Below are 25,022 nucleotides of genomic sequence, written 5' to 3'. Positions count from 1 at the left end.
GCCTACTCAATCGCCTTAAGTATGCACATCATTTCGGCCTCTGCCACAACCACATCATCGACCAGAGCCTGGCCTTTGTATTTCCATATGCCGCGCAGGATACGGTCTATGCTTACTTTCAGGATAAGCTGGTCACCAGGCGATACCGGCTTTTTGAAACGCGCACTATCAATGCCGGCAAAGTAATAGACCGACTCATCATTCGGCTTGGTATCCATTGTCTTGAAAGACAGAATGGCAGCGGCCTGCGCCATGGCTTCAACGATCAAAACGCCTGGCATGACGGGATGATAGGGAAAATGCCCTGGGAAAAATGGCTCGTTCATACTGACGTTTTTGACAGCCACGATCTCTTTGCCAAGCTCCAGCGATAATACCTTGTCGACCAGCAAGAAAGGATAACGGTGTGGCAGGTGCTCTAATATTTCATGGATATCCATGCTGGTAACAGCCTGATCATTCATGGCATTTCCTCAATTTCTATTTGTTATGTCCAGCTGCGCCCTGATCTGCGCCAACTCATTTTCCAACTGCTTTACCCGCTCGGACATATCGCCAAGACGGCGTATGTTTGCCGCCGTCTTCAGCCAATCGCCATGTGTCTGGAACGGCATCAGCGCTGTGTAAGTATCCGATTTCAGCAATGATCTTGTAATCATGCTGCCCGGCGAAATGGTCACTCCATCTGCAATCTCGAGATGCCCCAGAATCATGGCGGCACCCCCTATGCGGCAATGCTTGCCGACAATTGCGCTACCGGCAATACCTACACATCCTGCAATCACAGTATGTGCGCCTATCCGGCAGTTATGTCCAATCTGTATGAGATTATCAAGCTTAACCCCCTGCTCAATAATCGTATCGTCCAAGGCGCCTCTATCGACCGAGGTATTGGCGCCAATTTCCACATCATCCGCGATGATGACTCTGCCAACCTGTGGGATTTTAACCCAGCGCCCCTGATCATTGGCATAACCGAAACCATCGGCACCAATGACCACGCCTGCCGCCATGACGCAACGCTGACCTATCTGGCAATCTGCATAGATCGTCACATGCGCTTGCAGTACCGTATGGCTTCCAATATGAACATTTCGGCCAACGACACACCCTGCCCCTATGACAACGCCTTCGCCCAGTTCAACCCCGGTAGCTATCACGGCGTAGTCCATGATCGTGCACGAGGCAGGTACGATAGCATCCGAGGCCACACTGGCGTTCGGACTGATACCGGGAACATACTCCACTCGCGGATTCAGCAGATCCGAAACACGCGCAAAATAGGCATAGGGATTGTCGGTAACTATGCGGGGCAGCGTCGTTAATTCACGATGCTGTTCACTGATGATAATCGCACTTGCTGCTGTTTCGGCTAGCTGAGTGCGATATTTGGAATCAGTTATAAAGCTGATATGCCCATTCTGAGCATTGGCCAGTGAGGCGACACGGCTAATGACAATATCACCGTCACCGACCAGCTCGCCTCCCAGCCTGGATACGATCTCCGTTAAGGAGTATTGCGCTTTCATCAGGCCAGGATCGCTTTCAAATACCAGAGTTTACTTCTTGCCCAGGGCTTTCAGTACCTTGTCGGTAATATCGATTTTCTTGCTTGCATAAGCTACGCCGCCGTAAACAACCAGATCGTAACCTTCCGCTTCAGATACAGAGGTAACCGCTTTATTGATACGATCTTGCAAGGCGCCCAGCTCTTCATTCTTGCGCATATTTACATCTTCACGCAATTCGCGTTGTTTACGCTGAAATTCGATTTTCAGGTTGGATGCATCTCGCTCTTTATTGCGGCGATCCGTCTCAGACAAGGTCAAGCTATCTTTGTCCAACGATGTTTCAATATCTTTGATTTGCTTTTGAAGACGATCCAGCTCTTGGGTGCGAGGACTGAATTCTTTCTCGAGCTTTTTGCCACTTTCTGCCGTTTGTGGGGCTTCCTGCAGAATTTTGTCCACTTGTACGTAACCTACCTTGAGCTCTGCAGCCGACACATTCAGTGTAAAAGCAGCAAATGCTGTCAAGACCAGGCTTTTCAATAATTTACTCAATTCATTCTCCAATATTTAACACTTAATCATACAAACTGCTTAGAACTGCGAACCCATCTGGAATTGCAGGATTTGCGTTTTGTCATCGCTATACAACGTTTTGCCATCGGTCTGCACGGTATCTTTTTGTGCATTCAAGGCCTTTGCCAATACGAGTTTGATCGGCCCGAATGGGGAGTACCAGCTCACGCCAATACCTGCAGAGTAGCGCAAATCACCCAGATCCATACGCTCATCTGACGTGTAAACATTACCTGCGTCAATAAAGGTGCTCAGACGCAACTGCTTGGAATCTTTCATGCCAGGAATGGGGAAATACAACTCAGCATTACCCAGCAGGCGCTTGGTACCGCCAATAGCATACCCGCGTTCATTGACCGTGTCATAGAGACGCGGCCCAATCGAACTGGTCTGATAACCCCGTACCGAGTTTACACCACCCACATAGAAGTTCTTGAAGAACGGGAAGTCCTTGTCGCCATATGTATCGCCATACCCGGCTTCACCATTCAGCATGAAGGTAATATTAGGTGTAATGTCCTTGTACCAAGAATGCTTGTATTCAACCTTGTAATACTGAAGGTCCAGTCCTGGCAAGCCAATTTCGCTGCTCAACCGCTGGTAGACACCTTTATTCGGGAACAATACATTGTCGCGGGTATCATGAGCCCAACCGAGGTTTAGCAAGACGCTGGTGTTGTCACAACCATTGGCATTCGCATCACCACAATAACGGCGATATTGAATCGGGCTGCTAGAGGTAAGGTCTACCTGCGTAAAATCGAAGGTAAGACCAGCACTTACCGAGTCACGTTCATTCAACGGCATACCAAAGCTTACGCCTGTACCGTAGGAAGAAGTCTTGTAACTCCCAGTACTCAGATACGAGGTATCAATATCGCGACGGTAGGCATTGAACGTACGGCTTACACCATCCGGCGTAAAGTAAGGGTCAGTGTAACTCAGCGAGTAAATGGTATTTACCTTACCGGTATTCACCTGAGCAGATACACGATTACCGGTACCAAGGAAATTGCTCTGATTGACGGTCACACCGAATACCACGCCTTCAGCACTGGATAAACCGGCACCAAACATCACGCTACCCGTCGATTTTTCGGTAACGTTGATGTTCAGGTCCACCTGATCATTCGTTCCTGGCACCGCAGGCGTTTCTACGTTCACATCCGAGAAGAACTGTAAACGCTCCAGACGCTGTTTGGAACGATTGATCTTATCCGCACCGTACCAGGCAGACTCCATCTGGCGCATTTCGCGACGCAACACTTCATCACGTGTCCGGGTATTACCAGTCAAATTAATGCGGCGCACATACACACGGCGGCCTGGATCAATAAAGAAGGTAAAGGCAACGGTATGCTTGTCTTTATCGACATCTGGTACAGCGTTGACATTGGCGAATGCATAACCGTCGTTACCCAGACGATCACCAATAGCCTTGCTGGACTCTGTAATTTTTTGACGATTAAAGTATTCACCTGTTTGCAGGCTAATCAGCTTGCGTGCCTCCTCCTCAGCTAACAGCATTTCGCCGGCCAGCTTGATATCGGTCACGGTGTACTTTTCACCTTCAGTGATATTGATGGTGATGTAGATGTCTCGTTTGTCAGGGGTAATGGATACCTGGGTCGATTCGATATTGAACTCGAGAAAGCCTTGATTCATGTAAAAGGAACGAAGGGCTTCCAGATCTGCTGTGAGCTTCTGTTTGGAGTATTGATCGTTCTTGTTCCACCAGGTCATCCAGCCGGGTGTCGTCAACGAAATGGTTTCAAGCAAGGTTTTGCTGTCAAATGCCTGATTACCCACAATATTAATACTGCGAATTTTGGAGATGGCACCTTCCTCAATATTGAACTGCACCGCTACGCGGTTTCGTTCCAGAGGGGTCACAACAGCTTTGACAGTGGCGCCGTACTTGCCTTGAGAGAGATACTGGCGTTTGATTTCCTGTTCGGCGCGATCGAGCATGGACCGGTCAAAAATCAAGCCTTCTGCCAGACCAATCTGCTTAAGGCCTTCCTTCATTTTGTCACTAGGGAACGATTTATTGCCGCTGAAATTCAGCTGGGCTATCGCAGCTCGCTCCTGAACAACAACGACCAACACATCCTGATCAGCTTCAATCCGCACATCCTTGAAGAATCCGGTGCCATACAGCGCTTTAATCGCTTGGGTCGCCTTGTCATCATCCATGGTCTCACCGACTTTGACCGGCAGGTAGTTAAATACCGTACCGGCCTCGGTACGCTGTATCCCATCTACCCGGATATCCTTCACTACAAATGGCTCTAATGCCATTGCTGATGTTGCATACATACCCAATACCACAAACGGTATATGCTTAAGCTTGATGCTTAAATTCATTCAGATCAGCCTGTTATCAATCGATTTATATCGTTATAAAAAGCGCATGCCATTAACAATCCGAGCAGCGCCAGTCCAATGCGTTGACCAATTTCCATGACGCGCTCGGAAACCGGGCTGCCCTTGAAAACCTCAACAATATAATACAACAAATGCCCCCCATCCAACACAGGGATAGGAAGCAGATTTAGCACGCCAAGACTAATGCTGACGAGCGCCAGAAAGCCTAAAAACGCTTTCCAGCCAATCTGCGCACTTTGCCCAGCGTAACTGGCAATGGTCACTGGCCCACTCATGCCTCGCCAAGACACATCGCCCGTCAGCATGCCACCCAGCATTTGAAGGCTGAAAACCGAGGTTTCCCATGTTTTGGTGACCGCCTTACTAGCTGCCACACCTGGCGAGTAACTCACCGTCGTCATGATTTTATCCAGCTCGCTTTGGTTTGCTTTGTAAGCCGCCCCAATTCGACCTATTTCCCTGCCATTCTCTCGAACACTGTCGGGAATAACCTGTAAATCCACAGCTTGAGCATCACGTGTGACAGTGACTTTCAATGGCTTTTGTGGATGCAAACGTATGGTATCCACCACCTGATCCCACGCTGTAATGGCAACGCCATCGATGGCGCGGATGTTATCCCCTGGCAGCAAGCCAGCCTTTTCTGCTGCGCTTCCCGCAATTACCTCTCCCACCACAGGTGGCATGCTTGGGCGATAAGGTACGAGGCCTAATTTTGGCAGGAAGTCACTTTCAAAATCATCTTTATCCAACACAGATAAATTCAAATTGTGGTGCAGGGAAACATCGTTCAGTTGTCCTTCCACTGACACCGGCGAGTTAGCGAGCGCCTGGCGCATCAGTATCCAGCGCACGTCTTGCCAACTGGCGACAGGCTCACCAGCGATGTCGGTAATCAGCTCGCCTAACTGCATTTGGGCAATCGAAGCTGGTGTTTGCGCAGGGATATCTCCCAATAATGGCTTGATACCCATGACACCATGCATGAACAGCACCCAATAAAGCAGGATGGCGAGCAACAGGTTAGCCATCGGCCCAGCCAGCACGATAAGCATACGCTTCCATACGGCTTGCCGATTAAAGGCTCGATGCAACTCATGCTCAGCCACCGGAGCTTCACGCTCATCGAGCATTTTCACGTAGCCACCCAAAGGAAATGCAGCCAGCACAAACTCAGTGTTGTCCTTGCCGATATGCTTTGTCAGCAAAGGCGTTCCAAAGCCAAGTGAGAATCGCAAGACTTTGACGCCACACCAGCGCGCGACCTGAAAATGCCCATACTCATGAATGGTAATCAGGATGCCAAGAGTCACGATAAAGGCAATGATGGTAATCATGCTGATTGCACCATCCACTCCTGTGCAAGCTCGCGGGCGGCCTGGTCAGCCGCAATCAGGTTGGGAATGTCGGTAACGGGCTGGATGGTGGATTGTGAGAGCACGCGCTCGATGAGTGCGGGGATATCCATGAACCTAATGCGAGACTGCAGAAAAGCTTCCACTGCTACTTCGTTGGCCGCATTCAGGATAGCTGGAGCTGTTCCCCCTTGCTTCAATACATCAAATGCTAGGCGCAAACATGGGAAGCGGCCAGTATCAGGACGTTCGAAATTCAATGTGGCAATCTTGAACAAGTCGAGCGAGCCGACCCCGCTATCAATACGCTCAGGGTAAGCCAGCGCATAGGCAATGGGCGTGCGCATGTCAGGATTGCCCAATTGCGCCAGCACTGAGCCATCCACATACTCCACCATGGAATGAATGACGCTCTGTGGATGCACCACCACCTCAATCTGCTCAGGCGTTGCATCAAAAAGCCATTTTGCCTCAATAACTTCCAGACCTTTATTCATCAAGGTAGCAGAGTCTATGGTGATTTTTGGCCCCATGACCCAATTCGGATGATTCAGTGCCTGCTGCGAGGTGACTTGCAGCAACTGCTCGTGACTTGCATTGCGAAATGGACCACCAGAGGCTGTCAGCAATATCTTGCGCACACCGCCGCTGTGAAGGTCAGGGTATTTTCTGGGTGGCATGACCTGAAAGATGGCATTGTGCTCGCTATCAATAGGCAGCAAGGTCGCGCCGCTCTCTTCCACCGCTTGCATGAACAAGCTGCCCGCCATCACCAGCGTTTCCTTGTTGGCCAGCATGATGCGCTTGCCCGCACGGGCGGCTGCCATGGCAGGTCTGAGACCGGCCGCACCAACAATGGCAGCCATCACGGCATCCACTTCAGGCGCGGAAGCTACTTGTTCCAGGGCATCCATGCCGAACAGGACTTCCGTCTCCACCCCAGCATTGCGAAGCAACTCACGAAGGCGCTCAGCCGCAGCTTCCTGTAGCATCACGGCATATCGAGGATGATATTGCTTGCAAAGATCAAACAAGGCCTCGGCACGACCATTGGCCGTTAACGCATATGCACGGTATTTGTCAGGGTGACGGGCAATCACATCCAGCGTATTGAGCCCGATGGTGCCGGTGGCACCGAGGATGGTAATGTTTTGTGGTGATGACTGTAACAAATTTCGCCCCCAGGGCTATTGGGAAACACTTGCCCATAAAGGATAGGCGTAGTGGAAATACAAAGGGAAATAAATAAAGAACGCTGCCAGCGGCAAGCTTGAGGTCAAGCCATCGATACGATCAAGTACGCCGCCATGCCCAGGTAACAAACGCCCACTATCTTTTACTTCCGCATGCCGCTTCACCAGCGACTCCAGAAGATCGCCCATGATACTCAGCACAGTAATCCCCCAAAGCCCCAGGATAATCCAAGGCGTGATTCCCAATGTGCTACAAAGTATGAGTCCATATACGCTGACGGCCAGCCAAGCACCCAGCACGCCCTCCCAGGTTTTGCCTGGGCTGATTTTTGGTGCCAGTTTGTGGCGTCCAAAACGCTTGCCTGCAAAATAAGCTGCACTATCGGCAATCCATACCGCGACCAGCAAGGCCAGCAAAAGCTCAGGCTTAATACGGTGCAGGCTGACAAATGCCAGCCAGGTCGGGATGAGAATCACCCACCCAATAATCGCAACCCCTACCTGGTTTCGAATGCGAAAGCGACCGGAGAGCCAGATAGGTACAAAGAACGTCCAAAAAATGGCAGAAGCGAGCAAGCCCCAGAACAAAATATGCTGCTGAACAAACACATAGCTTGTATCGGTGACAGCAATAGCCAGCGTACCAATGGCGAACGTCACGGCTGGATATAGCCAGCGCCCCCCGCCAAGCCGATTCATGCTTGCCCACTCCGAGGCACCGACAGTGATGATGACCAGCATCAGCAACGCCCAATACATGTCGGGAAGATAGAACAGCGCAGCCAGAAAAAGTGGTATGAGTACCAGGGAAGTAAGAATGCGCGCTTTTAGCATAGCTTATTGCTGCAACTGTTCGCTGGTGCGACCGAAACGGCGCTCACGCTGACGATAGGATGCAATGGAAAGTTCGAAAGCAGCCGAGTCGAAATCCGGCCATAAGGTATCCGTGAAATAGAGCTCGCTATATGCCAGCTGCCACAGAAGGAAGTTGCTGATGCGTTGCTCGCCTCCTGTGCGAATAAACAAATCGGGTTCAGGGGCGTAATGCATGGAAAGATAGGGAGCTAGATGCTCTTCATTGTAATTCCCAGCAAGCTCCGGGCGCTCGGCCTGCAAGCGGTTGACCGCCTGCAGAATATCCCAGCGCCCACCGTAATTGGCAGCGATGGTCAAGGTCAAGCCTGTGTTATCCCGGGTCAGGGCTTCGGCGCGCGCAATCTGCTCACGCAGGGATGCATCAAAGCGCGCATGGTCACCTATCATCACCAGGCGAATATTATTCTTGTGAAGCTTGGAAACCTCTTGCTGCAAGGCTTCCATGAAAAGCCCCATCAGGAAGGAAACCTCCTCCTGCGGACGGCGCCAATTTTCACTGCTGAAGGCAAACAGCGTCAGATATTCAACACCAATACTTGCGCATTGCTTGACGATATCGCGAACAACTTCCACACCACGTTTGTGACCAGCTACCCGCGGTAAAAACCGCTTCTTGGCCCAGCGCCCGTTACCGTCCATGATGACGGCAATGTGGCGTGGCACCTCGGCGGTGTCGGGAATGGATTGTGTGGAGCTAAAAAAAAGCGCCAATCAAGACTCCGTTTCTAAGGACAAATCAAACACGGCAGATTACACCGCCATGAGGTCGGCTTCTTTGACTTGCAGAAGCTTGTCGACCTCAGTAACAAAACGGTCAGTCAGCTTTTGCACTTCATCCTGCATGCGGCGCTCATCGTCTTCACTGATTTCTTTGTCTTTAGTCAGCTTCTTGAGCTGATCGTTGGCATCACGGCGCACATTACGAATCGCCACCTTGGCATTTTCACCTTCGGTACGCACGACCTTGATCAGATCGCGCCGACGTTCTTCAGTCAGCATTGGCATCGGCACACGAATCACGTCGCCATTGGTTGCCGGGTTAAGACCGAGGTCGCCATCACGAATGGCCTTCTCGATCTTGGCCACCATATTCTTTTCATAAGGCTGCACGTTGATGGTGCGCGCATCGCCCAGAGTGACGTTAGCCACTTGGTTAACCGCCACCATGGAGCCATAGTATTCGACCATGACATGATCCAGCAGACCGGTATGTGCACGGCCAGTACGAACTTTGCCAAGGTCACTTTTCAGCGACTCCAGCGATTTTTGCATCTTTTGTTCTGCGTTTTTCTTTACTTCGTTGAGCATCACTCTCTCCTAAACCTTGCACACGCCTTAAGGCAGTACACGTGTACCTTCATCTTCGCCCATCACCACACGCTTGAGGGCGCCTTGCTTGAATATGCTGAATACGGAAATAGGTAATTTCTGATCGCGACACAGCGTCAGTGCCGTCGCATCCATCACCTTGAGATTCTTGATGATGGCCTCATCAAAGGTCAGCGTTTTATAGCGCATAGCATCCGGATTGGTCTTGGGGTCGTCCGTGTAAACACCATCCACTTTGGTAGCCTTGAGCACGATATCCGCATTCATTTCCATACCGCGTAATGCCGCTGCAGTATCGGTGGTGAAAAATGGATTACCGGTGCCAGCACCGAAAATGACAACACGACCTTCTTCCAGATAGCGGATTGCTTTGCCACGGATATATGGTTCTGCGACCTGCTCGATATTGAGTGCAGATTGCACCCGACTGACTAGGCCTACATGGCGCATGGCGTCCTGCAGTGCCAGCGCATTCATCACCGTCGCCAACATGCCCATATAATCAGCCGTTGCCCGGTCCATGCCTTCTGCTGCTGGGGCTACGCCGCGGAAGATATTACCGCCACCGATGACCACAGCCACCTGCACGCCCATATCCACCACTTCCTTGATTTCATTCACGATACGCGAAATGGTCGCACGATTAATGCCGTAACTATCATCACCCATGAGGGCTTCACCAGATAATTTAAGCAGGATGCGTTTAAAGGCGGGGGATGTCATGGGGCTCCTATCTGAGTTGTGCAAAACGACAATGCGTTATTAAATCACATTATCGTTTTGCAGCGAGTACATCATTACAGCCGCAGGGGTGAAGCCCCCCACGGTTTTACTACCAGAGAAACTGCAGCCTAGATCTTGGCTGCAGCAGCGACTTCAGCTGCGAAGTCGGTAACAACCTTCTCAATACCCTCACCCACTACATACATGGTGAAAGAAGCAACGGAGGCGTTTTTGGATTTGAGCAATTGCTCGATGGTCTGCTTGTCATCCTTGACGAAAGGCTGGCTCAGCAGCGTAACTTCCTTCAGGAACTTCTGCACGGTACCGTCGGCGATCTTTTCCAGCATGGCTTCCGGTTTGCCGGCTTCCTTGGCTTTTTCAATAGCAACACGGCGCTCGGCTTCGATCAGAGCTGCATCCACACCGCTGGCATCCAGCGACTTAGGCTTGGCAGCAGCGATGTGCATGGCAATATCCTTGCCCAGGGTCTCGTCACCGCCAACCAGATCAACAACAACGCCGATCTTGCTGCCGTGAACATAGCTGTACAGCTTGCCTTGTGCATCTGCACGCAGGAAGCGACGTGGAGTGATGTTTTCACCAATCTTGCCAACCAGCACAGTGCGGTTTTCTTCCACAGTGGCAGAACCCATCTTCAGGCCTGCAACCTCAGCGATATCGGCTGGCTTGTTGCTGGAAATCACGGATGCCAGTTCGTTAACGAAGTTAACGAAATCCTGGTTCTTGGCACAGAAGTCAGTTTCGGAGTTCACTTCAACCATGGCGCCGGTCTTGCCATCAGCGCTGATGCTGATGCCAACGGTACCTTCAGCAGCAACACGACCAGCAGCCTTGCTAGCCTTGTTACCGAAACGTACACGCAGAATTTCTTCTGCACGGGTCATGTCGCCTTCGGCTTCTGTCAGTGCTTTTTTGCAATCCATCATGGGCGCATCTGTGCGCTCACGCAATTCCTTTACCATGCCTGCGGTAATTTCAGCCATTATTTGCTCCTTCAATGATGATCTCGGCCAGACTTGGCCAAATAACAGATATAAAAAAGGGGGCTTTCGCCCCCTTTTATCAGGGTCTTACTCTGCCGCGGTTTCTTCAACCTCGACGAATTCTTCTTCGCTAGCGGACTTCACGATTTCCGTGATGGCTTGGCTACGGCCTTCCAGCACTGCATCAGCAATACCGCGGGCATACAGACGAATCGCACGGCTGGAGTCATCGTTACCAGGAATAACATAAGCCACGCCATCTGGAGAGTTGTTGGTATCAACCACACCAATAACAGGAATGCCCAGCTTGGCAGCTTCAGTAACAGCGCCGCTTTCGTGACCTACGTCCACGATGAAAATCGCGTCTGGCAGGCCGCCCATTTCCTTGATACCACCGATAGAGCGTTGCAGCTTTTCAACTTCACGCTTGTAGCCCAGAGCTTCTTTCTTGCCGAACTTATCCAGGCTGCCATCTTGCAGCATGGTTTCGTAGTCGTTCAGGCGCTTGATGGATTGCTTGACGGTCTTGAAGTTGGTCAGCATGCCACCCAGCCAGCGGTGGTTGACGTAAGCGCAGTTAGCACGGTCAGCTTCTTCTTTCATGATGTCGCGTGCTTGACGTTTAGTGCCAACAAACAGGATACGGCCCTTGTTAGCAGCCAGTTGACGCACATACTTCAGTGCATCTTCGAACAATGGCAGGGTTTTTTCCAGGTTGACGATATGAATCTTGTTGCGGTCACCGAAGATGAACGGTGCCATCTTGGGGTTCCAGTAGCGGGTTTGATGGCCGAAGTGAACCCCGGCTTCCAGCATTTGACGCATAGTTACGGACATAAAAGTCTCCAGTAAGGGTTAATTGCTTCCACACGCCCAACCAACATCCGTATAACGGACACCCTGTACGGGGCATGTGTGCAGATTTCGCATGCGAGTAAAATATTCAAGCGCATGCTGGTTAAGGCCGCCAACAGCCAATTAAGCTGCTAAACGGGTGCAATATGTTAACATAAGCGACTGTCTGAACTCAAGGAAAAACAAGCTTCGGCTTAACGCAGTGAATATGGCAATTACCATCAAGAATGAACTCGATATCGAGAAAATGCGCATCGCAGGCCGCCTTGCCTCCGAAGTGCTTGATTTTATCACGCCGCATGTCCAAGCTGGCGTCACCACAGAATATCTCGACAAACTTTGCCATGACTACATGGTAAATGAACAAAAAACCATCCCAGCGCCCCTCAATTATGCGCCCCATGGGCATACGCCCTACCCAAAATCCATTTGCACCTCGATCAATCACCAGATCTGCCATGGCGTGCCTGGCCCCAAGGTCCTGAAAAACGGCGATATCGTGAATCTGGATATCACCGTGATCAAGGATGGCTACCATGGCGACACCAGCCGCATGTTCATGGTCGGTGAGCCTTCCATTCAGGCCAAGCGCCTGTGCGATATTACATATGAGTGCATGTGGCTTGGAATCCAGCAGGTGAAGCCAGGTGCAACGCTGGGCGATATCGGCCATGCCATTCAGGTCTATGCTGAAAAAAGTGGTTACAGTGTCGTGCGTGAATTCTGCGGCCATGGCATAGGCAAAAAATTCCACGAAGATCCTCAGGTATTGCACTACGGCAAACCTGGTGCTGGCGTCAAGCTGCAAAAAGGCATGATTTTCACCATTGAGCCCATGATCAATGCCGGCAAGCGTGACATCAAGCAACTGGGCGACGGCTGGACAATCGTCACCAAAGACCACAGCCTGTCGGCTCAATGGGAACACACCGTGCTGGTTACAGACACCGGGTATGAGGTCCTTACCGTTTCTGACGGCTCGCCCGCCATTCCCAGCTTTATCTAGCAGCTATGTCGCAAGCATTGCCGGAAACTGATTACGCCAGCCTGGCAAAAGACTGGCGTCACAAACTGCATGAGCGTCAGCAAGCCCTGCAGCAGGCTTTTGAGCAGTCCGGCAATACCAGCGCCCTGTTGAAGGGGCATTCCAGATTTGTGGACCAGCTCCTGCAAGCACTTTGGCAGGATGCTGGCCTCAACCATGCCGTCTGCCTGATCGCCGTCGGCGGTTATGGGCGCGGCGAGCTTTTTCCACATTCCGATGTCGATCTGCTGATTCTGCTACCCGACCATTACGACAAGGCGCTGGATCGCCAGATTGAAGCGCTGGTAGGCACTTTCTGGGATATTGGCCTGGCTGTAGGGCACAGCGTACGAACCCTCAGTGAATGTGCCGACGAAGCAGCCAAGGATGTCACCGTCCAGACCAATCTACTTGAATCGCGTTGGCTGGCTGGCCATAAAGACCTCTACGAGCAGTTTCAGGCTGCATTTGCCGCCAACATGAACACGCAGGCGTTTTTTGAAGCCAAAATGCTGGAGCAACGCCAGCGACATGCCAAGTTCAATCACACGCCCTACAATCTTGAACCCAACATCAAGGAAAGTCCGGGCGGATTACGCGATTTGCAAACCATCCTCTGGATTACGCGCAGCCTGGGGCTGGGCAGCGCCTGGAGTACGTTGGTCAAACACGGACTGATTAGCCCACAAGAGGCACGCCAGGTACGCAGACACGAGCAATACCTGCAGATGCTGCGTATCCGCCTGCATTATCTTGCCAAGCGCCGCGAAGACCGATTGATTTTTGACTTTCAGAATGATCTGGCCAAGCAGCTCAATCATGTCACTAGCCGTAGCAAACGCGCCAGCGAACAGCTAATGCATAACTACTACCGCAGCGCCAAATTCATTCACCTGATGAACGAGATCCTGCTGCAACTGCTACGCGAAAAAATTTACCCGAATGCGACACCCGCATTGCCGATCAATGACCACTTCGAGGCTAGAAACAATCTGCTGGATGCGCGTTATAGCGCCCTTTTGCAAAAAAATCCGACCACTATTCTGGAAAGCTTTTTACTGCTGGAGCAGCATCCAGAATTAACGGGCATGAGCCCCACACTGCTCCGCACCCTGTATAGGGTTAAAAAGCTGGTAAATCGCGACTTCCGGCAAAATCCGGTCAACAAGCAGCTGTTTCTGGATATCCTGAAACAGCCAGACGGGGTAACCAATGCCCTGCGCCGCATGAATCGCTACGGCATTCTGGGCAATTACATTCCCGCCTTTGGCCGCATCGTCGGGCAAATGCAGCATGACCTGTTTCATGTGTACACGGTGGATGAGCATATCCTGAATGTGCTGCGCAATCTGCGCCGCTTTGCCCTGCCAGAGCTGGCGCACGAGTTTCCGCTGTGCAGCCAGCTCTTCATGCAGTTTGACAAGCCCTACCTGCTTTATCTGGGGGCCTTGTTTCATGACATTGCCAAAGGCCGTGGCGGGGACCACTCAACCCTGGGTGCCGTGGATGCCAAGCGCTTCTGCAAGGCACATGGGCTCAATCGCGAAGACAGCGAGCTGGTAGCATGGCTGGTGGAAGCCCATCTCATCATGTCCAGCACCGCCCAAAAAGCGGACCTTAGCGACCCCTTGGTCATCGAGAACTTCGCCCGTCAGATGGGCAGTGAGCGTCGCCTGACCGCCCTCTACCTGCTCACCGTGGCCGATATCCGTGGCACCAGTCCGGCGGTATGGAACGCCTGGAAAGCCAAGCTACTGGAGAACCTGTTTACCGCCGCCCAGCGCCTGATGCGGGACGCCAGCGCCAATGCAGACTGCAATATCGAGATCAAGCTGCGTCAGCAGCAGGCAGAAGAAACCCTCAGCTATTACGGCATCAAGAAGCCCAGTTACCAGCCGCTATGGGATCAACTCGGCCCCAGCTACTTTCTCAAGCACACCAGCCAGGAGATTGCCTGGCACAGCCGCTTGCTGCTGCCACATCTCAATAGCGAAAAACCGATCGTCCGTGCCCGTTTGAGCCCGGCAGGCGATGGCATTCAGACCATGATTTACATGCGTGACCGCGATGACTTGTTTGCCCGTATTTGCAGCTTTTTTGACCGCATGAGCTATAACATTCAGGAAGCCCGTATTCATACCAGCCGCCATGGCTATGCACTGGATAGCTTTCTGGTGGCAGACCAAAGCAGCAAGTCGGTGGTTTATCGTGACCTGCTCAACTTCATCGAATATGAACTGACCCAGAAACTGATGCCCGAACAGCCACTGGAAACACCTCTGCAGGGTCGCCTCAATCGCCAAGTCAAACATATGCCCATCAGCGCTACTATCCATTTGCAGCGCGAAGGACAATCCAATTATCACCTGCTGGATATTGTGGCGGGCGACAGACCAGGATTGCTGTCACAGCTGGCGCATACCTTCCTTGCCCATGGCATCCATCTGCATACTGCCAAAATCAACACACTGGGCAACCGTGCGGAAGATACGTTCCTCATCTCAGGCAAGTCTGGCCAACCGCTGACGGATAACGCCCTGCAAAAGCTCAAAGAAGACCTCAGCAGTCAGCTTTAATCAGGGCAGCCCTGCTCCGTGTCTATCGAAACAACAATTCTTCCTCCCACGCCTCCCAGGCGGATTGCCCATCTGGATATGGACATGTTTTTTGCCGGGGTGGAGCTGCTGCATTATCCTCAACTAAAAGGACTGCCTGTCGTGGTCGGAGGACGCGCCATTGATACGCCCCGACAGCTGGCATATGGCCGCTGGCAGTTCGCCAGGCTGGGAGATTATGCGGGTCGAGGCGTGGTGACCACCTCCACGTACGAAGCCCGCGCGCTCGGCGTTTTTTCCGCCATGGGTTTGATGAAAGCCGCTGCCAAGGCTCCCGATGCGATTATCCTGCCTGCCAATTTTGATGCTTATCGCTATTACTCCAGGCTTTTCAAGCAAGCCGTACGCGACGTTGCGCCTCATGTGGAAGACCGGGGCATAGACGAGATATACATCGATCTAAGCGAACACACCGAGCCCAGTCCAGCATTGGCAAAGCGCCTGAAGGATGCTGTCTACAATGCCACCGGGCTCACTTGCTCCATTTGCATCGCCCCTAACAAGCTGCTGGCCAAGATAGGCTCGGAACTGGATAAACCGGATGGCCTGACCCTGCTGGACGAAAGCTCCCTGCAATCGCGCATCTGGCCACTCTCAGTGAGCAAAATCAATGGTATAGGACCGAAAGCCGTCGCCAAACTGGCAACCATCCAGATCGGTACCATTGCGGAACTGGCCCAAGCCGACGTGGGACTTTTGCAATCCACATTTGGCCGTAGCTATGCCGTATGGCTGCTCAATGTGGCAAATGGGCAAGACAATCGCCCGGTCACCACCCACTCGGAACCCAAGTCGATTAGTCGGGAAACCACCTTTGAGCGCGATTTGCATGTCAGGCACGACCGTGCGCGACTCGGGGAAATATTCACCAGCCTGTGTGAGCGCGTGGCTCAAGACCTGAAAATCAAGCGTTACCTGGCAGGCACCGTCGGCATCAAGCTGCGCTATCAGGATTTCAGCAGCATCACGCGAGACCTGACACTGCCTTTGCCGGTGGGCGATGCGGCTGCCATACGTAAAGCGGCAGGAGAATGCCTCAAACGGGCGCCATTGACCAAGAAGATACGCCTGCTTGGCGTAAAACTCAGCCAGCTAACGCCGATTGAAGACGGCGAACACCCCACACATCAGCAAGCTGCCCTGCCTTTTGAGTAACAAACCCACTTGTTGCAAAACTCGCAAAAGGCCCAAGCTCACAAGAAGCCTGAAACTCTCCATGGCTAAGCTTAAAATGCCGTCCTGACCAAGCCGCCTTCCGCACGAATATTGGAGCCATTGATCACCGCCGCACGCGGGCTGCACACAAAGGCCACCACACTGCCAATTTCAGCCGGATTGATCAGGCGTGAAATCAATGAGGTTGGACGGTTTTCTACCATGAACTTCTTTTCGGCCTCTGCCAGAGTCAAGCCGGGATAAACGTCCAGTATGAATTTCTCTACGCTTTCGGTACGGGTTGGGCCTGGCAATACGGCATTGACGGTCACGGCCGTATTTTTGGTCAGCTCTGCCAGAGAGCGAGAGATACCCAATTGCATGGTTTTCGTGGCACTGTAATGCGCCATCTCCGGTGCAGGGGAAAGGCCAGACTCGCTGGAGATAAATACGATGCGACCTTGATTGCGTTGCAGCATGCCAGCCAGATAATGCCGGGCAAGGCGCACGCCGCTCATGATATTCACCTCGAACAGGCGCTGCCAGTCAGCATCACTTTCCTCGAAAAATCCCACAGCCTCATAAATTCCCAGGTTGTTTACCAGAATATCCACGGAGGGGAATTGCTCAATCGTCGCTTCACAGCCCGCCTGGGTGCCATTGTCGCTGACCAACGCGTGCAGCTTTGCTGCAGGATGGGAACGCTGAATCTCGGCAATCGCCTTCTCCACGACTGCCGCGCTGCGGCCGTTAATAATGACGCTGGCACCTTCCGCTGCCAGACTGCGGGAAATTTCCAGCCCAATGCCGCCAGACGATGCCGTTACCAATGCGAGTTTGTTATCCAGTTCGAGTTGCATGAAAACCATTCCCTTAATGTAAAGATGCCATTGTGACCTGAACTCAATCTCAGGATTGCATGTTTTGGAAGGAAGGATTGTCAGCCAAAACTGGACAATGGAATGAAAAGTGGCAGGAATAGGCAAGAAAAAACCCGCTTGCGCGGGTTTTACAGGACAGGCAAAACAGCCGGAATTAACCGTGCTTGTAGTGCTTGCGCAGTGGCTTAACCACTTCCCAGTTAGTGTCCAGACCAGCTGGGAACACAACCAGATCACCAGGAACGATACGCACTGGCTCGCCACCCTTAGGAGTAACGATGATTTCACCTTCCAGTACGTAAGCGGTTTCCTTGATGCCGAAATCCAGTGGAAACTTGGAAACTTCTTTTTCCCAGATAGACCAGCTGGAAACGCCCAGTTGCTTCAGTTTTTCTTCGCTTGGGTTGTGCTCAACAATGATTTGGCTCATGTCTAAATCCTTAATTAAATGAATGGCATCGGTATGAATTTAACACCGCTGACGGGTATCCTTGGCGGAAGAGGTGAACTTACAACTCGCCGCCAAACGTATTGAATTATATGGCTAAATAATAACAGTCTTAAAAAGTTACCACATTTTTTACCACATGGAACTGTGACGGCCTGCCTTACAAATCCGGTACATTTTACCATATCAATCATGGACGATAGCTTTGCCACTTCTGTTTTGGCATCGCACGTGCATCTTGACCAGAATCACAGTAGCTTTTACCTTTGTCCCATGTGTTCCCACTATGATCCTTTAATCGATGCAAAGAAGCTGAAGCAGTATTTCGGTGTCGACGATATCCCACCTGGTTTAAAGTCCAGCCTATGGCCAACCTATGTCGGGCCTTTTATCCGCAAGCATGAGCATGCCGACGTGGGCGATGAGGCCGTACCCTTCAAGGAATTGATGGTTGGATCCTTTGGCCTTATCCCCCATTGGTCAAAAGATACCAAGATTGCCAGACAGACCTATAATGCCAGGTCAGAAACGGTCCACGAAAAACCCGCATTTCGCGATTCATGGCGCCTGAATCGCCATTGCATCATCCCAGCAGAGGCGATCTTCGAGCCTGATTGGCGATCGGGAAAAGCAGTGGCCACCCGGATAATCCGGACGGATGGAAAACCGATGGGGATAGCCGGTATATGGACCGGCTGGAAGGATCCAGCAAATGGCGAGATCCTGCGCAGCTTCTCAATGTTGACAGTGAATGCAGATGATCACGCCTTCATGCGCAATTACCACAAGCCCGACGACGAAAAGCGCATGGTGGTGATTCTGCAGGAGGAAGAATATGACGGGTGGCTAGCAGCGCCAGCTGACGACTGCAGGCAATACCTTAAGCAATTTCCAGCGGAGCTGATGGCTGTCAGCCAAACTGCTCCGCGATAAATTCATCGAGCGCCGATCGGGCTTCGTACTCTTTATTTCGGTAATCCATCATCTTTTCGCGCAGGTCGCGGCTCGGAGCGGGCCCGCCCTTCTCTAACGCCATGCGCACTTCTGCATCGAGTTCGTCTTCTGCAGTAATCATTTCAACCTTCGCAGCCTGCCAGCGCTTGGTAAGCAGGTCCAATTCAATCAGCACCTCGGGATCTGTCATTGCGTTTTCCTTTGATAAAACGTACGATTCGCCCATTAACTGTACGGACGTACAAAACATGATAGCCAGCATAATTCCACTTCAGCCAGCTAATGTCACCGCCATCATGGCACATCACCCAGGCGTTTATCCGCCATTGCCTCTCTACGACAGCCCCGTTGCAGCAGGATTCCCCAGCCCGGCTGCAGATCACGTCGAGGATAGACTCAGCGCCGACGATTACCTGGTACACAACCCTACGGCGACGTACTTCGTGCGCGTAAAAGGCGACTCCATGATCGAGGCCGGAATATTTGACGGCGATGTGCTTGTGGTCGATCGCTCGATTAAGCCCAGCCTTGGCCAGGTCGTGCTTGCCGAGGTGGATGGGGAATTTACCGTGAAGTATCTGGGACGCGGTCAGCTACTGCCCGCCAATGCAGCCTATCAGCCGATCAAGTTCAAGGACGGCCAGACTGTCGAGGTGATTGGCGTGGTCACAGGCTCAATGCGCCGCTTTGTATGAAGCGTGCCATTGCGTTGATCGACGTTAATAACTTCTATGCATCCTGCGAGCGCGTGTTTAACCCTGCTCTGAAAGGCCGAGTTGTGGTGGTCCTTTCTAATAACGACGGATGCGTGGTAGCCCGCAGTGCCGAGGCCAAGGCGCTGGGCATCAAGATGGGGGTTCCGTGGTTCCATCTGAAGGAGGAAGCCAGGCGCCATAAGATCATCGCTCTATCGAGCAATTACGCCCTGTACGCGGATATGAGCAACCGCGTTATGCAGATCATCGGGCAATATGCCCCCACGCAAGAGGTCTACAGCATCGATGAATCCTTCCTGGACATGACGGGGCTTCCCAAGTCACATGCCGATATCGCCAAAGATATGCGATCGAAGATCCTGCAATGGACCGGGCTGCCGGTTTGTGTCGGCATAGCCCCCAGCAAGACGCTGGCCAAGCTGGCCAATCACACGGCGAAAAAGAAACTACTGGATGAAAGCGGCGTGTGCGACTTCAACGCGCTGCCGGCAGATATCCTGGAGCAAACCATGTCCAGGATCGAAGTGAGCGATATCTGGGGCGTCGGTCGAAAGCTGTCAGCCAGGCTGATAGACCTTGGCATTAAGACAGCGCTGGACCTGCGCAGGCAGGATCCGGAGTACATGCGCCAGCAGTTCAGCGTGGTCATGGAAAAGACCGTGCGCGAGCTGCAGGGGCATGCCTGCATGGAGTTGGAAGAGGTGGTACCCGACAAGCAGCAGATCATCTCCAGCCGGTCCTTTGGTTTTCCTGTCACGGACCAGCAGAGCATAGCTGAAGCAATCAGCCTGTATGTGAGTCGGGCTGCAGAAAAACTACGCGCCCAACAGGGATATGCTGGATCCCTGCACCTATTCATCCACACCTCTCCATTCGGCGATGGCGCGAAGTACAGCAATAGCATGACAGTGCCACTGCCCTCCCCGACCGACGACACCATGCAGCTGATCGGAGTGGCACTCTGGATCCTGAAGCGTATATACAAGCCAGGCTTTCGTTATCAGAAAGCTGGGGTTATGCTGGGGGAAATTGTGCCGACTGGCGGGCAGCAAAATGACCTGTTCGGATTTACCGCTGAAGCGGGGAAGTCGGCCCGGCTTATGGCTGCTTTAGATTCGGTTAATAGAAAAATGGGGAATGGCGCGCTACGTCCGGCATCCCAAGGGTATCATTCCCCTTGGGCAATGAGGCAGGAAAATAAAAGCCCCGGTTATACTACAGACTGGCAATCTCTAATTACTACATATTAGTTAGGAATCTTCCATGAATATGTTGTACGGTAGATAACACGTCCATTCCATGTAATTTTTTCCCACATAGGAATGGTGCCAAGAAGTTTAGTTTCTTCATCCATAGCCTTATAAACTTTTTCAGTGATATAAATAGTTTTTTCATTTAGAGCACACAATTTCGCAGCAGTATTAGCAGCGGTTCCAATCCACACAATATCATTGTCACCTTTAACACCAACTCTAGCGGCTCTTAAATCACTTCGATCAATGCCTACTTTATGTCGGAGTTTAAATCCACTTTCATAAATTTTTTCTGTCTCGATATTGATTATATTCTTTACTGCTGAGCTTATTTTCATTGCAGTTCTGACTGCTCGAGTGTCTCTATTATCACCTACATAAATAGCCATAACCCTATCCCCATCATAAGCAGTTATTACACCGCCCTCTGACTTAATAATCTGAGACGCACAATGAAGATAGTTTTTGTAAACTTCCGCGCAGAAATTCCACGGATATAACTCAACCATCTCTGTAGAATTATCAATATCCGCATACAACACGACTGCATCTGGAAGATATTTTGCATCATTACCATTAAGCACAAGAGAGGTAGGAGTAGGGACAACCCTTGCTAAATCTTCATTCCATGTATCTAGGACGATTGATTTAACAAAATTAATTAAATTATCTCTCAACCCCATAATTACACCATCATTGCTAGGATCGAGGCAACCCAGAATGGCAGAGCTAAAAAGCCCAACGCCATACTAATCCTAACCGCCTTAAACTTGTCTCTTGAAATCTCTGAATTTCTATGAATCTGATGTATACAATCAGTAATCAACATATCATCTGTAATATTCGCCATCTTGTTTTCATAAGTTGCGCGGCTTATGTTTGATATTTTCCCGAAGAAAATATTAGACTCAGGACCATCAGTTTTAGGAAGAACGGCAACAGAAGAGTATATTATTGATAGGAGATGTATAAATATCGCTATGCTTACAAATAAAATCGCCCAAGCGCCATGGTTAGAGGAATCGTTCGTGTAAATTGAAGCTAAAGCAGAAATCAAAGCGGTATTTATTGCAACAATGTAACCAACTTTAATTTCTGCTGCAGCTATCCAAGCAAGGTTTCTTTCCAGCGTCCATTTTGCAAATTCTAGTTTTTTTGAGTTTTCCATACTGACTCTTATTTAGTTTTTCTATATCAGAATATTACATAAGGTTGCTGGACATCTCAACGCAATGCTTTAAAACAAACCTCCGGATTTCCCCAGATCAAAATTTGCAATAACCAATTCTCCTGTCGACTTGTGCTCATTGACATTGGCCAGAGAATATTTAATGTCTAGCTCTAACATGGGCAATCCTACAAATGCCTGGCGTATCTCCGGATGATCATTGATGCTGACCATTGCCTTACCTTTCATTGAGCGCATGAGGCTGGCCATATCAACATACTCCTGGAACGGGAATGGCACGCCATAGCCCTCGGTTTGCCAGTAAGGTGGGTCCATGTAGAAAAACGTGTGCGTTCGATCGTAGCGCTCGATGCATTCTCGCCAGGGTAGGTTTTCAATATTAGTCCCGCCCAGACGGCGCCAGGCTGCAGTCAGGTTTTCGCCGATGCGGGTTATATCAAAGTTAGCGCCGTCAGCCCTCGTGCCATAGTTCTGCTCAGAAACCTTGGCGCCAAATGCTAAATGCTGCAGGTAAAAGAATCGCGCAGCGCGTTGTATATCGGTCAGCGTCTCCGGCCTGGTCATTTTTTCCCACTCGAAGATCTGTCTGCTGGTCAGGGCAAATTCAAACTGCCTGATGAACTCCTGCAGGTGGTGCTTTAGCACACGGTATAGGGTGACCAAGTCGCCATTTATATCATTCAGCACTTCGGTTTCTGCAGGGACCGGTCGGAGAAAGTACAAAGCCGCGCCGCCAGCAAATACCTCGGCATAGCATGTATGTGGTGGGAACAGGGGAATAAGACGGTCAGCAAGACGACGCTTGCCACCAATCCAGGGGATAACAGGTAGTGCTTTCATAGGTGTGAGCCTTTCACGGTTGATAAATCTTGTGCTAGGCTTCATCCGCCGCGTCGACGTGGTGAAGGGGCCTAGGCTTTCGGCTCACAGGTCTAGTCTGTGAAATGAAGGTGGCCAGGTGATGTTGACGCATTACTTGGTCGCCTCTTCTTAAATTCACTTGATTAAGTGGGAGTTAGGAATGTTCTCAAAAATGACTGACCGTATAGATGTAAAAAAAGCTGATGGGTATGAATTTTTATCAATCCCTGCAATCGTCACAAAAAATGGCATCTATACAAATACCAATGTTCTTATTGAGGCTGGAGATTTAATTATTAGAAAAATGTCCAACGGCGGAGAACAAACGTACAAAGTCATTGATCCTGGATTCCATGAACGCATGGGAGGATTTCCAGCTCACTATCAAATGGAAGTGATTAACCTTTCAAGAGCTCAGTTTGAAATCGAAAAGCAGCAGATTCATTACCACATTAGTGGAGATAATAATCGCGTGCTTCACAACTCGACGGACAACTCCGTCAACATAAACCTTGCCTCTAATGTTCAAAAAGCCTTCGAAGAACTGAAGGAGGCTGTTCGAAATATTGAAAATCCCGAAGACCCAGAGCTATATGAATCCTCATTGGAAGCAATTGAACAGCAAATAAATCGAGAAAAGCCGAACAAAAAAATAATCGAATCAATGATCAATTTACTTCCTCATGCCGCTAATATTGCAACAGTTGCCTCATTACTTCTTAGTTTTTTCTAGAAACTTTTCTTTTGAATGTTGAAATAGGGATGTTGAACGTAAACGTGCAGACGTCTGCATAATCCAGGCAAAAATATTGCCGTCCAGTTCTGAGTTGTACTGGGGGTATTTTCTAGTCTTCACCATCTGTACCAGGCCCCCACCCCCACGTAATATTCAGTCTGCAGCGGTCCTTGCATGGGCTGGTCCACGGTGGCCACGGCGCCAATATGTACAGCCTTCACCTGCAGCAGCCCTTGCTGCAGCTCCAGCCTGGCAGTAGGCGTGCCATTCTTCACACCGGCATACATGCCCACCTGGCCGCGCTGATCAAATGCCACCCACGGCAAAGACTCCTGGCGAATAAAGGTCTGCGATTCACCTGTCTCGGTATTCAATACCGTGGTCACCGTTTGCTTGTGGTCAGACTCCGGCGCAGTAATGCTCGATAGCACCTGGTCAGGTTCGTTATTCACCACTTCCTGCGGCAGCTTCAATCCATCCTTCAGAGCGGCACCGCCTTTGTATACAACCACGGGCTTGGCAACAGCTGTCGCTGTCTTGGCTGAATTTTTTACAGCGGTTGAGGGGTTAGCCTGTACCGCTTCTTTTTTTTCAGCCATTTGTGTTGGCGTGTAGAACGCTTTGGCCCAGAAATACAAAAAAATAAGGCCTGCAACGAGAAGGCCAATAAATAGGGGATAAATGTACTTTTTCATTTGCCTACTCCACCGTGAGCCATACTTTTTCACCACGACCGAGTGCCATCTGGATCTTCGGAAACAGTTTGTTGAACGCGATCTTGCTGCTGCCGAGCCAGGCATCCTGCCAGTTGCCATCATCGGCACCCACTAGAATGCAGCCTTCAGTATCGGCAGTGGTATTGCCAGTATGAATACGTATACCTTCAAAGCCCGGAACGTCCAGTAGCAAAGGCAGTTGGCGTTTGAATCGGTTACTGTAAGTTATGACAACCTGGTAAGTGCCGCGTGGTATTGCCGTCTTTCCATGTATCTTCCAGGAATCAATTAACCAACCCTCGCTTTCACGGAACTGATCTTCAAGCGTAAAGCACTCCAGATCGCCATCGATATAAAGGCGCCCTGGAGTGAAGCCCTCCATTTTTTGTCGAGCAATAAAAATTTTCAATGGAGCCTCCAGTAAAACTTGATGGCATCCATGACTGAGTGATACCTGTAGACCATCCTTGGCCAAACGCACAAAGCAAGAGCGACCAGCGCCAGGAGGATGACCCACTCAACAAAGCGCGGGAGTGTGTAATAGACAAGAACCCCAGCAAGCGCAGGAGCAGCACTGGCCGACGAAACGTATTTTGCCTTTGTGCATAAGTTGGAAAGGCCAGGCTCCATGAGGCAGCAAGCTACCAGCCCCTCAATCAAGACATAA

The 25,022-nt window shown here is 50.9% G+C and carries 27 protein-coding genes; 7 read left to right on the top strand and 20 right to left on the bottom strand.

Annotated elements, in window-relative coordinates; translation table 11 throughout:
* Positions 1-2: 2 nt before the first annotated feature.
* The 12 genes from fabZ to rpsB all read right to left on the bottom strand — a co-directional run bounded on the left by fabZ (position 3) and on the right by rpsB (position 11,789).
* Positions 3-464, bottom strand: a complete 462-nt coding sequence (gene fabZ, locus LG204_RS10420; RefSeq protein WP_013442255.1) for a 3-hydroxyacyl-ACP dehydratase FabZ — start codon at positions 462-464, stop codon at positions 3-5.
* A gap of 9 nt (positions 465-473) precedes the next feature.
* Complete coding sequence (lpxD, locus tag LG204_RS10415; RefSeq protein ID WP_230337207.1) at positions 474-1,529, bottom strand: UDP-3-O-(3-hydroxymyristoyl)glucosamine N-acyltransferase; 1,056 nt, start codon at positions 1,527-1,529, stop codon at positions 474-476.
* A gap of 30 nt (positions 1,530-1,559) precedes the next feature.
* A complete protein-coding gene (locus tag LG204_RS10410; protein ID WP_015830106.1) occupies positions 1,560-2,063 on the bottom strand; it encodes an OmpH family outer membrane protein in 504 nt (167 codons plus the stop codon).
* Between the two features lie 39 nt (positions 2,064-2,102).
* Complete coding sequence (gene bamA / locus LG204_RS10405) at positions 2,103-4,451, bottom strand: outer membrane protein assembly factor BamA (protein ID WP_230337206.1); 2,349 nt, start codon at positions 4,449-4,451, stop codon at positions 2,103-2,105.
* Positions 4,452-4,456: 5 nt separating this feature from the next.
* Complete coding sequence (gene rseP / locus LG204_RS10400) at positions 4,457-5,809, bottom strand: RIP metalloprotease RseP (RefSeq protein WP_230337205.1); 1,353 nt, start codon at positions 5,807-5,809, stop codon at positions 4,457-4,459.
* Entirely contained in the window at positions 5,806-6,999 is a 1,194-nt protein-coding gene (ispC, locus tag LG204_RS10395; RefSeq protein WP_230337204.1) for a 1-deoxy-D-xylulose-5-phosphate reductoisomerase, read from the bottom strand. The genes rseP and ispC overlap by 4 nt, the downstream gene beginning before the upstream one ends.
* Positions 7,000-7,014: 15 nt before the next feature.
* The gene (locus tag LG204_RS10390) at positions 7,015-7,854 is read right to left on the bottom strand and encodes a phosphatidate cytidylyltransferase (RefSeq protein WP_230337203.1); all 840 of its coding nucleotides are present in this window, start codon (positions 7,852-7,854) and stop codon (positions 7,015-7,017) included.
* A gap of 3 nt (positions 7,855-7,857) precedes the next feature.
* Positions 7,858-8,607: an isoprenyl transferase gene (locus LG204_RS10385; protein ID WP_230337202.1), complete on the bottom strand. Its 750-nt coding sequence runs from the start codon at positions 8,605-8,607 to the stop codon at positions 7,858-7,860.
* 39 nt (positions 8,608-8,646) lie between these two features.
* Positions 8,647-9,204, bottom strand: coding sequence for a ribosome recycling factor (frr, locus tag LG204_RS10380; RefSeq protein WP_230337201.1), 558 nt, complete (start codon positions 9,202-9,204; stop codon positions 8,647-8,649).
* Positions 9,205-9,231: 27 nt separating this feature from the next.
* Entirely contained in the window at positions 9,232-9,948 is a 717-nt protein-coding gene (gene pyrH / locus LG204_RS10375; RefSeq protein ID WP_230337200.1) for a UMP kinase, read from the bottom strand.
* 128 nt (positions 9,949-10,076) lie between these two features.
* On the bottom strand, positions 10,077-10,952 hold the full coding sequence (gene tsf, locus LG204_RS10370; RefSeq protein ID WP_230337199.1) for a translation elongation factor Ts: 876 nt from the start codon (positions 10,950-10,952) through the stop codon (positions 10,077-10,079).
* Positions 10,953-11,039: 87 nt separating this feature from the next.
* Positions 11,040-11,789 (bottom strand): 30S ribosomal protein S2, encoded by a 750-nt coding sequence (gene rpsB, locus LG204_RS10365; RefSeq protein ID WP_230337198.1) that lies wholly within the window; start codon positions 11,787-11,789, stop codon positions 11,040-11,042.
* Positions 11,790-11,973: 184 nt separating this feature from the next.
* Between rpsB and map the strand changes: the two genes are divergently transcribed.
* From map to LG204_RS10350, 3 genes are read left to right on the top strand one after another with little or no spacing between them, the layout of a single operon-like run.
* Positions 11,974-12,813 (top strand): type I methionyl aminopeptidase, encoded by an 840-nt coding sequence (map, locus tag LG204_RS10360; RefSeq protein WP_268868076.1) that lies wholly within the window; start codon positions 11,974-11,976, stop codon positions 12,811-12,813.
* A gap of 5 nt (positions 12,814-12,818) precedes the next feature.
* Positions 12,819-15,407: a [protein-PII] uridylyltransferase gene (locus LG204_RS10355; RefSeq protein WP_230337196.1), complete on the top strand. Its 2,589-nt coding sequence runs from the start codon at positions 12,819-12,821 to the stop codon at positions 15,405-15,407.
* A gap of 18 nt (positions 15,408-15,425) precedes the next feature.
* Complete coding sequence (locus LG204_RS10350) at positions 15,426-16,601, top strand: DNA polymerase Y family protein (RefSeq protein WP_456085626.1); 1,176 nt, start codon at positions 15,426-15,428, stop codon at positions 16,599-16,601.
* A gap of 71 nt (positions 16,602-16,672) precedes the next feature.
* Here LG204_RS10350 and LG204_RS10345 read toward each other — a convergent pair whose 3' ends face one another.
* Together LG204_RS10345 and LG204_RS10340 are read right to left on the bottom strand one after the other, a co-directional pair.
* On the bottom strand, positions 16,673-17,461 hold the full coding sequence (locus LG204_RS10345) for an SDR family NAD(P)-dependent oxidoreductase (RefSeq protein WP_230337195.1): 789 nt from the start codon (positions 17,459-17,461) through the stop codon (positions 16,673-16,675).
* A 175-nt stretch (positions 17,462-17,636) separates the two neighbouring features.
* Positions 17,637-17,912, bottom strand: a complete 276-nt coding sequence (locus LG204_RS10340; RefSeq protein WP_013442271.1) for a cupin domain-containing protein — start codon at positions 17,910-17,912, stop codon at positions 17,637-17,639.
* 210 nt (positions 17,913-18,122) lie between these two features.
* Between LG204_RS10340 and LG204_RS10335 the strand changes: the two genes are divergently transcribed.
* A complete protein-coding gene (locus tag LG204_RS10335; RefSeq protein ID WP_230337194.1) occupies positions 18,123-18,863 on the top strand; it encodes an SOS response-associated peptidase in 741 nt (246 codons plus the stop codon).
* On the opposite strand, the gene LG204_RS10330 is transcribed toward LG204_RS10335, so the two are convergent.
* The gene (locus LG204_RS10330; RefSeq protein ID WP_230337193.1) at positions 18,841-19,074 is read right to left on the bottom strand and encodes a hypothetical protein; all 234 of its coding nucleotides are present in this window, start codon (positions 19,072-19,074) and stop codon (positions 18,841-18,843) included. The genes LG204_RS10335 and LG204_RS10330 overlap by 23 nt on opposite strands.
* Positions 19,075-19,132: 58 nt before the next feature.
* Between LG204_RS10330 and LG204_RS10325 the strand changes: the two genes are divergently transcribed.
* Positions 19,133-19,579, top strand: coding sequence for a LexA family protein (locus tag LG204_RS10325; RefSeq protein WP_230337192.1), 447 nt, complete (start codon positions 19,133-19,135; stop codon positions 19,577-19,579).
* Positions 19,576-20,850: a Y-family DNA polymerase gene (locus LG204_RS10320; protein ID WP_230337191.1), complete on the top strand. Its 1,275-nt coding sequence runs from the start codon at positions 19,576-19,578 to the stop codon at positions 20,848-20,850. Before LG204_RS10325 ends, LG204_RS10320 begins: the two co-directional genes overlap by 4 nt.
* Here the strand turns inward: LG204_RS10320 and LG204_RS10315 are convergent.
* The 3 genes from LG204_RS10315 to LG204_RS10305 form a co-directional block, all read right to left on the bottom strand.
* The gene (locus LG204_RS10315) at positions 20,847-21,536 is read right to left on the bottom strand and encodes an adenylate/guanylate cyclase domain-containing protein (RefSeq protein WP_230337190.1); all 690 of its coding nucleotides are present in this window, start codon (positions 21,534-21,536) and stop codon (positions 20,847-20,849) included. The two genes, LG204_RS10320 and LG204_RS10315, sit on opposite strands and share 4 nt — an antisense overlap.
* A gap of 2 nt (positions 21,537-21,538) precedes the next feature.
* Positions 21,539-22,021: a Pycsar system effector family protein gene (locus LG204_RS10310; protein WP_230337189.1), complete on the bottom strand. Its 483-nt coding sequence runs from the start codon at positions 22,019-22,021 to the stop codon at positions 21,539-21,541.
* 69 nt (positions 22,022-22,090) lie between these two features.
* Positions 22,091-22,882 carry a DNA adenine methylase gene (locus tag LG204_RS10305; RefSeq protein ID WP_230337188.1) on the bottom strand — a complete coding sequence of 264 codons (792 nt, stop codon included), beginning with the start codon at positions 22,880-22,882 and terminating at the stop codon, positions 22,091-22,093.
* 193 nt (positions 22,883-23,075) lie between these two features.
* Here LG204_RS10305 and LG204_RS10300 point away from each other — a divergent pair, with 193 nt between their 5' ends.
* The gene (locus LG204_RS10300) at positions 23,076-23,636 is read left to right on the top strand and encodes a hypothetical protein (protein ID WP_230337187.1); all 561 of its coding nucleotides are present in this window, start codon (positions 23,076-23,078) and stop codon (positions 23,634-23,636) included.
* Positions 23,637-23,755: 119 nt separating this feature from the next.
* On the opposite strand, the gene LG204_RS10295 is transcribed toward LG204_RS10300, so the two are convergent.
* Together LG204_RS10295 and LG204_RS10290 are read right to left on the bottom strand one after the other, a co-directional pair.
* Complete coding sequence (locus LG204_RS10295) at positions 23,756-24,334, bottom strand: hypothetical protein (RefSeq protein ID WP_230337186.1); 579 nt, start codon at positions 24,332-24,334, stop codon at positions 23,756-23,758.
* Positions 24,335-24,338: 4 nt separating this feature from the next.
* Complete coding sequence (locus tag LG204_RS10290) at positions 24,339-24,764, bottom strand: DUF5675 family protein (protein WP_230337185.1); 426 nt, start codon at positions 24,762-24,764, stop codon at positions 24,339-24,341.
* Positions 24,765-25,022 lie beyond the last annotated feature (258 nt).

Source organism: Methylovorus menthalis (genome assembly GCF_020523625.1).
Classification (GTDB): domain Bacteria; phylum Pseudomonadota; class Gammaproteobacteria; order Burkholderiales; family Methylophilaceae; genus Methylovorus; species Methylovorus menthalis.
The sequence above is the reverse complement of the archived record's forward strand: the minus strand, read 5'-3'. Positions and strand labels throughout refer to the sequence as shown.

Bases quoted from the DNA above. Each gene is read 5' to 3' on its own strand.
- fabZ (WP_013442255.1), bottom strand. From the start codon at position 464: ATGAATGATCAGGCTGTTACCAGCATGGATATCCATGAAATATTAGAG.
- lpxD (WP_230337207.1), bottom strand. From the start codon at position 1,529: ATGAAAGCGCAATACTCCTTAACGGAGATCGTATCCAGGCTGGGAGGC.
- bamA (WP_230337206.1), bottom strand. From the start codon at position 4,451: ATGAATTTAAGCATCAAGCTTAAGCATATACCGTTTGTGGTATTGGGT.
- rseP (WP_230337205.1), bottom strand. From the start codon at position 5,809: ATGATTACCATCATTGCCTTTATCGTGACTCTTGGCATCCTGATTACC.
- LG204_RS10390 (WP_230337203.1), bottom strand. From the start codon at position 7,854: ATGCTAAAAGCGCGCATTCTTACTTCCCTGGTACTCATACCACTTTTT.
- frr (WP_230337201.1), bottom strand. From the start codon at position 9,204: ATGCTCAACGAAGTAAAGAAAAACGCAGAACAAAAGATGCAAAAATCG.
- pyrH (WP_230337200.1), bottom strand. From the start codon at position 9,948: ATGACATCCCCCGCCTTTAAACGCATCCTGCTTAAATTATCTGGTGAA.
- tsf (WP_230337199.1), bottom strand. From the start codon at position 10,952: ATGGCTGAAATTACCGCAGGCATGGTAAAGGAATTGCGTGAGCGCACA.
- rpsB (WP_230337198.1), bottom strand. From the start codon at position 11,789: ATGTCCGTAACTATGCGTCAAATGCTGGAAGCCGGGGTTCACTTCGGC.
- LG204_RS10355 (WP_230337196.1), top strand. From the start codon at position 12,819: ATGTCGCAAGCATTGCCGGAAACTGATTACGCCAGCCTGGCAAAAGAC.
- LG204_RS10345 (WP_230337195.1), bottom strand. From the start codon at position 17,461: ATGCAACTCGAACTGGATAACAAACTCGCATTGGTAACGGCATCGTCT.
- LG204_RS10340 (WP_013442271.1), bottom strand. From the start codon at position 17,912: ATGAGCCAAATCATTGTTGAGCACAACCCAAGCGAAGAAAAACTGAAG.
- LG204_RS10335 (WP_230337194.1), top strand. From the start codon at position 18,123: ATGGACGATAGCTTTGCCACTTCTGTTTTGGCATCGCACGTGCATCTT.
- LG204_RS10330 (WP_230337193.1), bottom strand. From the start codon at position 19,074: ATGACAGATCCCGAGGTGCTGATTGAATTGGACCTGCTTACCAAGCGC.
- LG204_RS10325 (WP_230337192.1), top strand. From the start codon at position 19,133: ATGATAGCCAGCATAATTCCACTTCAGCCAGCTAATGTCACCGCCATC.
- LG204_RS10320 (WP_230337191.1), top strand. From the start codon at position 19,576: ATGAAGCGTGCCATTGCGTTGATCGACGTTAATAACTTCTATGCATCC.
- LG204_RS10315 (WP_230337190.1), bottom strand. From the start codon at position 21,536: ATGGGGTTGAGAGATAATTTAATTAATTTTGTTAAATCAATCGTCCTA.
- LG204_RS10310 (WP_230337189.1), bottom strand. From the start codon at position 22,021: ATGGAAAACTCAAAAAAACTAGAATTTGCAAAATGGACGCTGGAAAGA.
- LG204_RS10305 (WP_230337188.1), bottom strand. From the start codon at position 22,882: ATGAAAGCACTACCTGTTATCCCCTGGATTGGTGGCAAGCGTCGTCTT.
- LG204_RS10300 (WP_230337187.1), top strand. From the start codon at position 23,076: ATGACTGACCGTATAGATGTAAAAAAAGCTGATGGGTATGAATTTTTA.
- LG204_RS10295 (WP_230337186.1), bottom strand. From the start codon at position 24,334: ATGAAAAAGTACATTTATCCCCTATTTATTGGCCTTCTCGTTGCAGGC.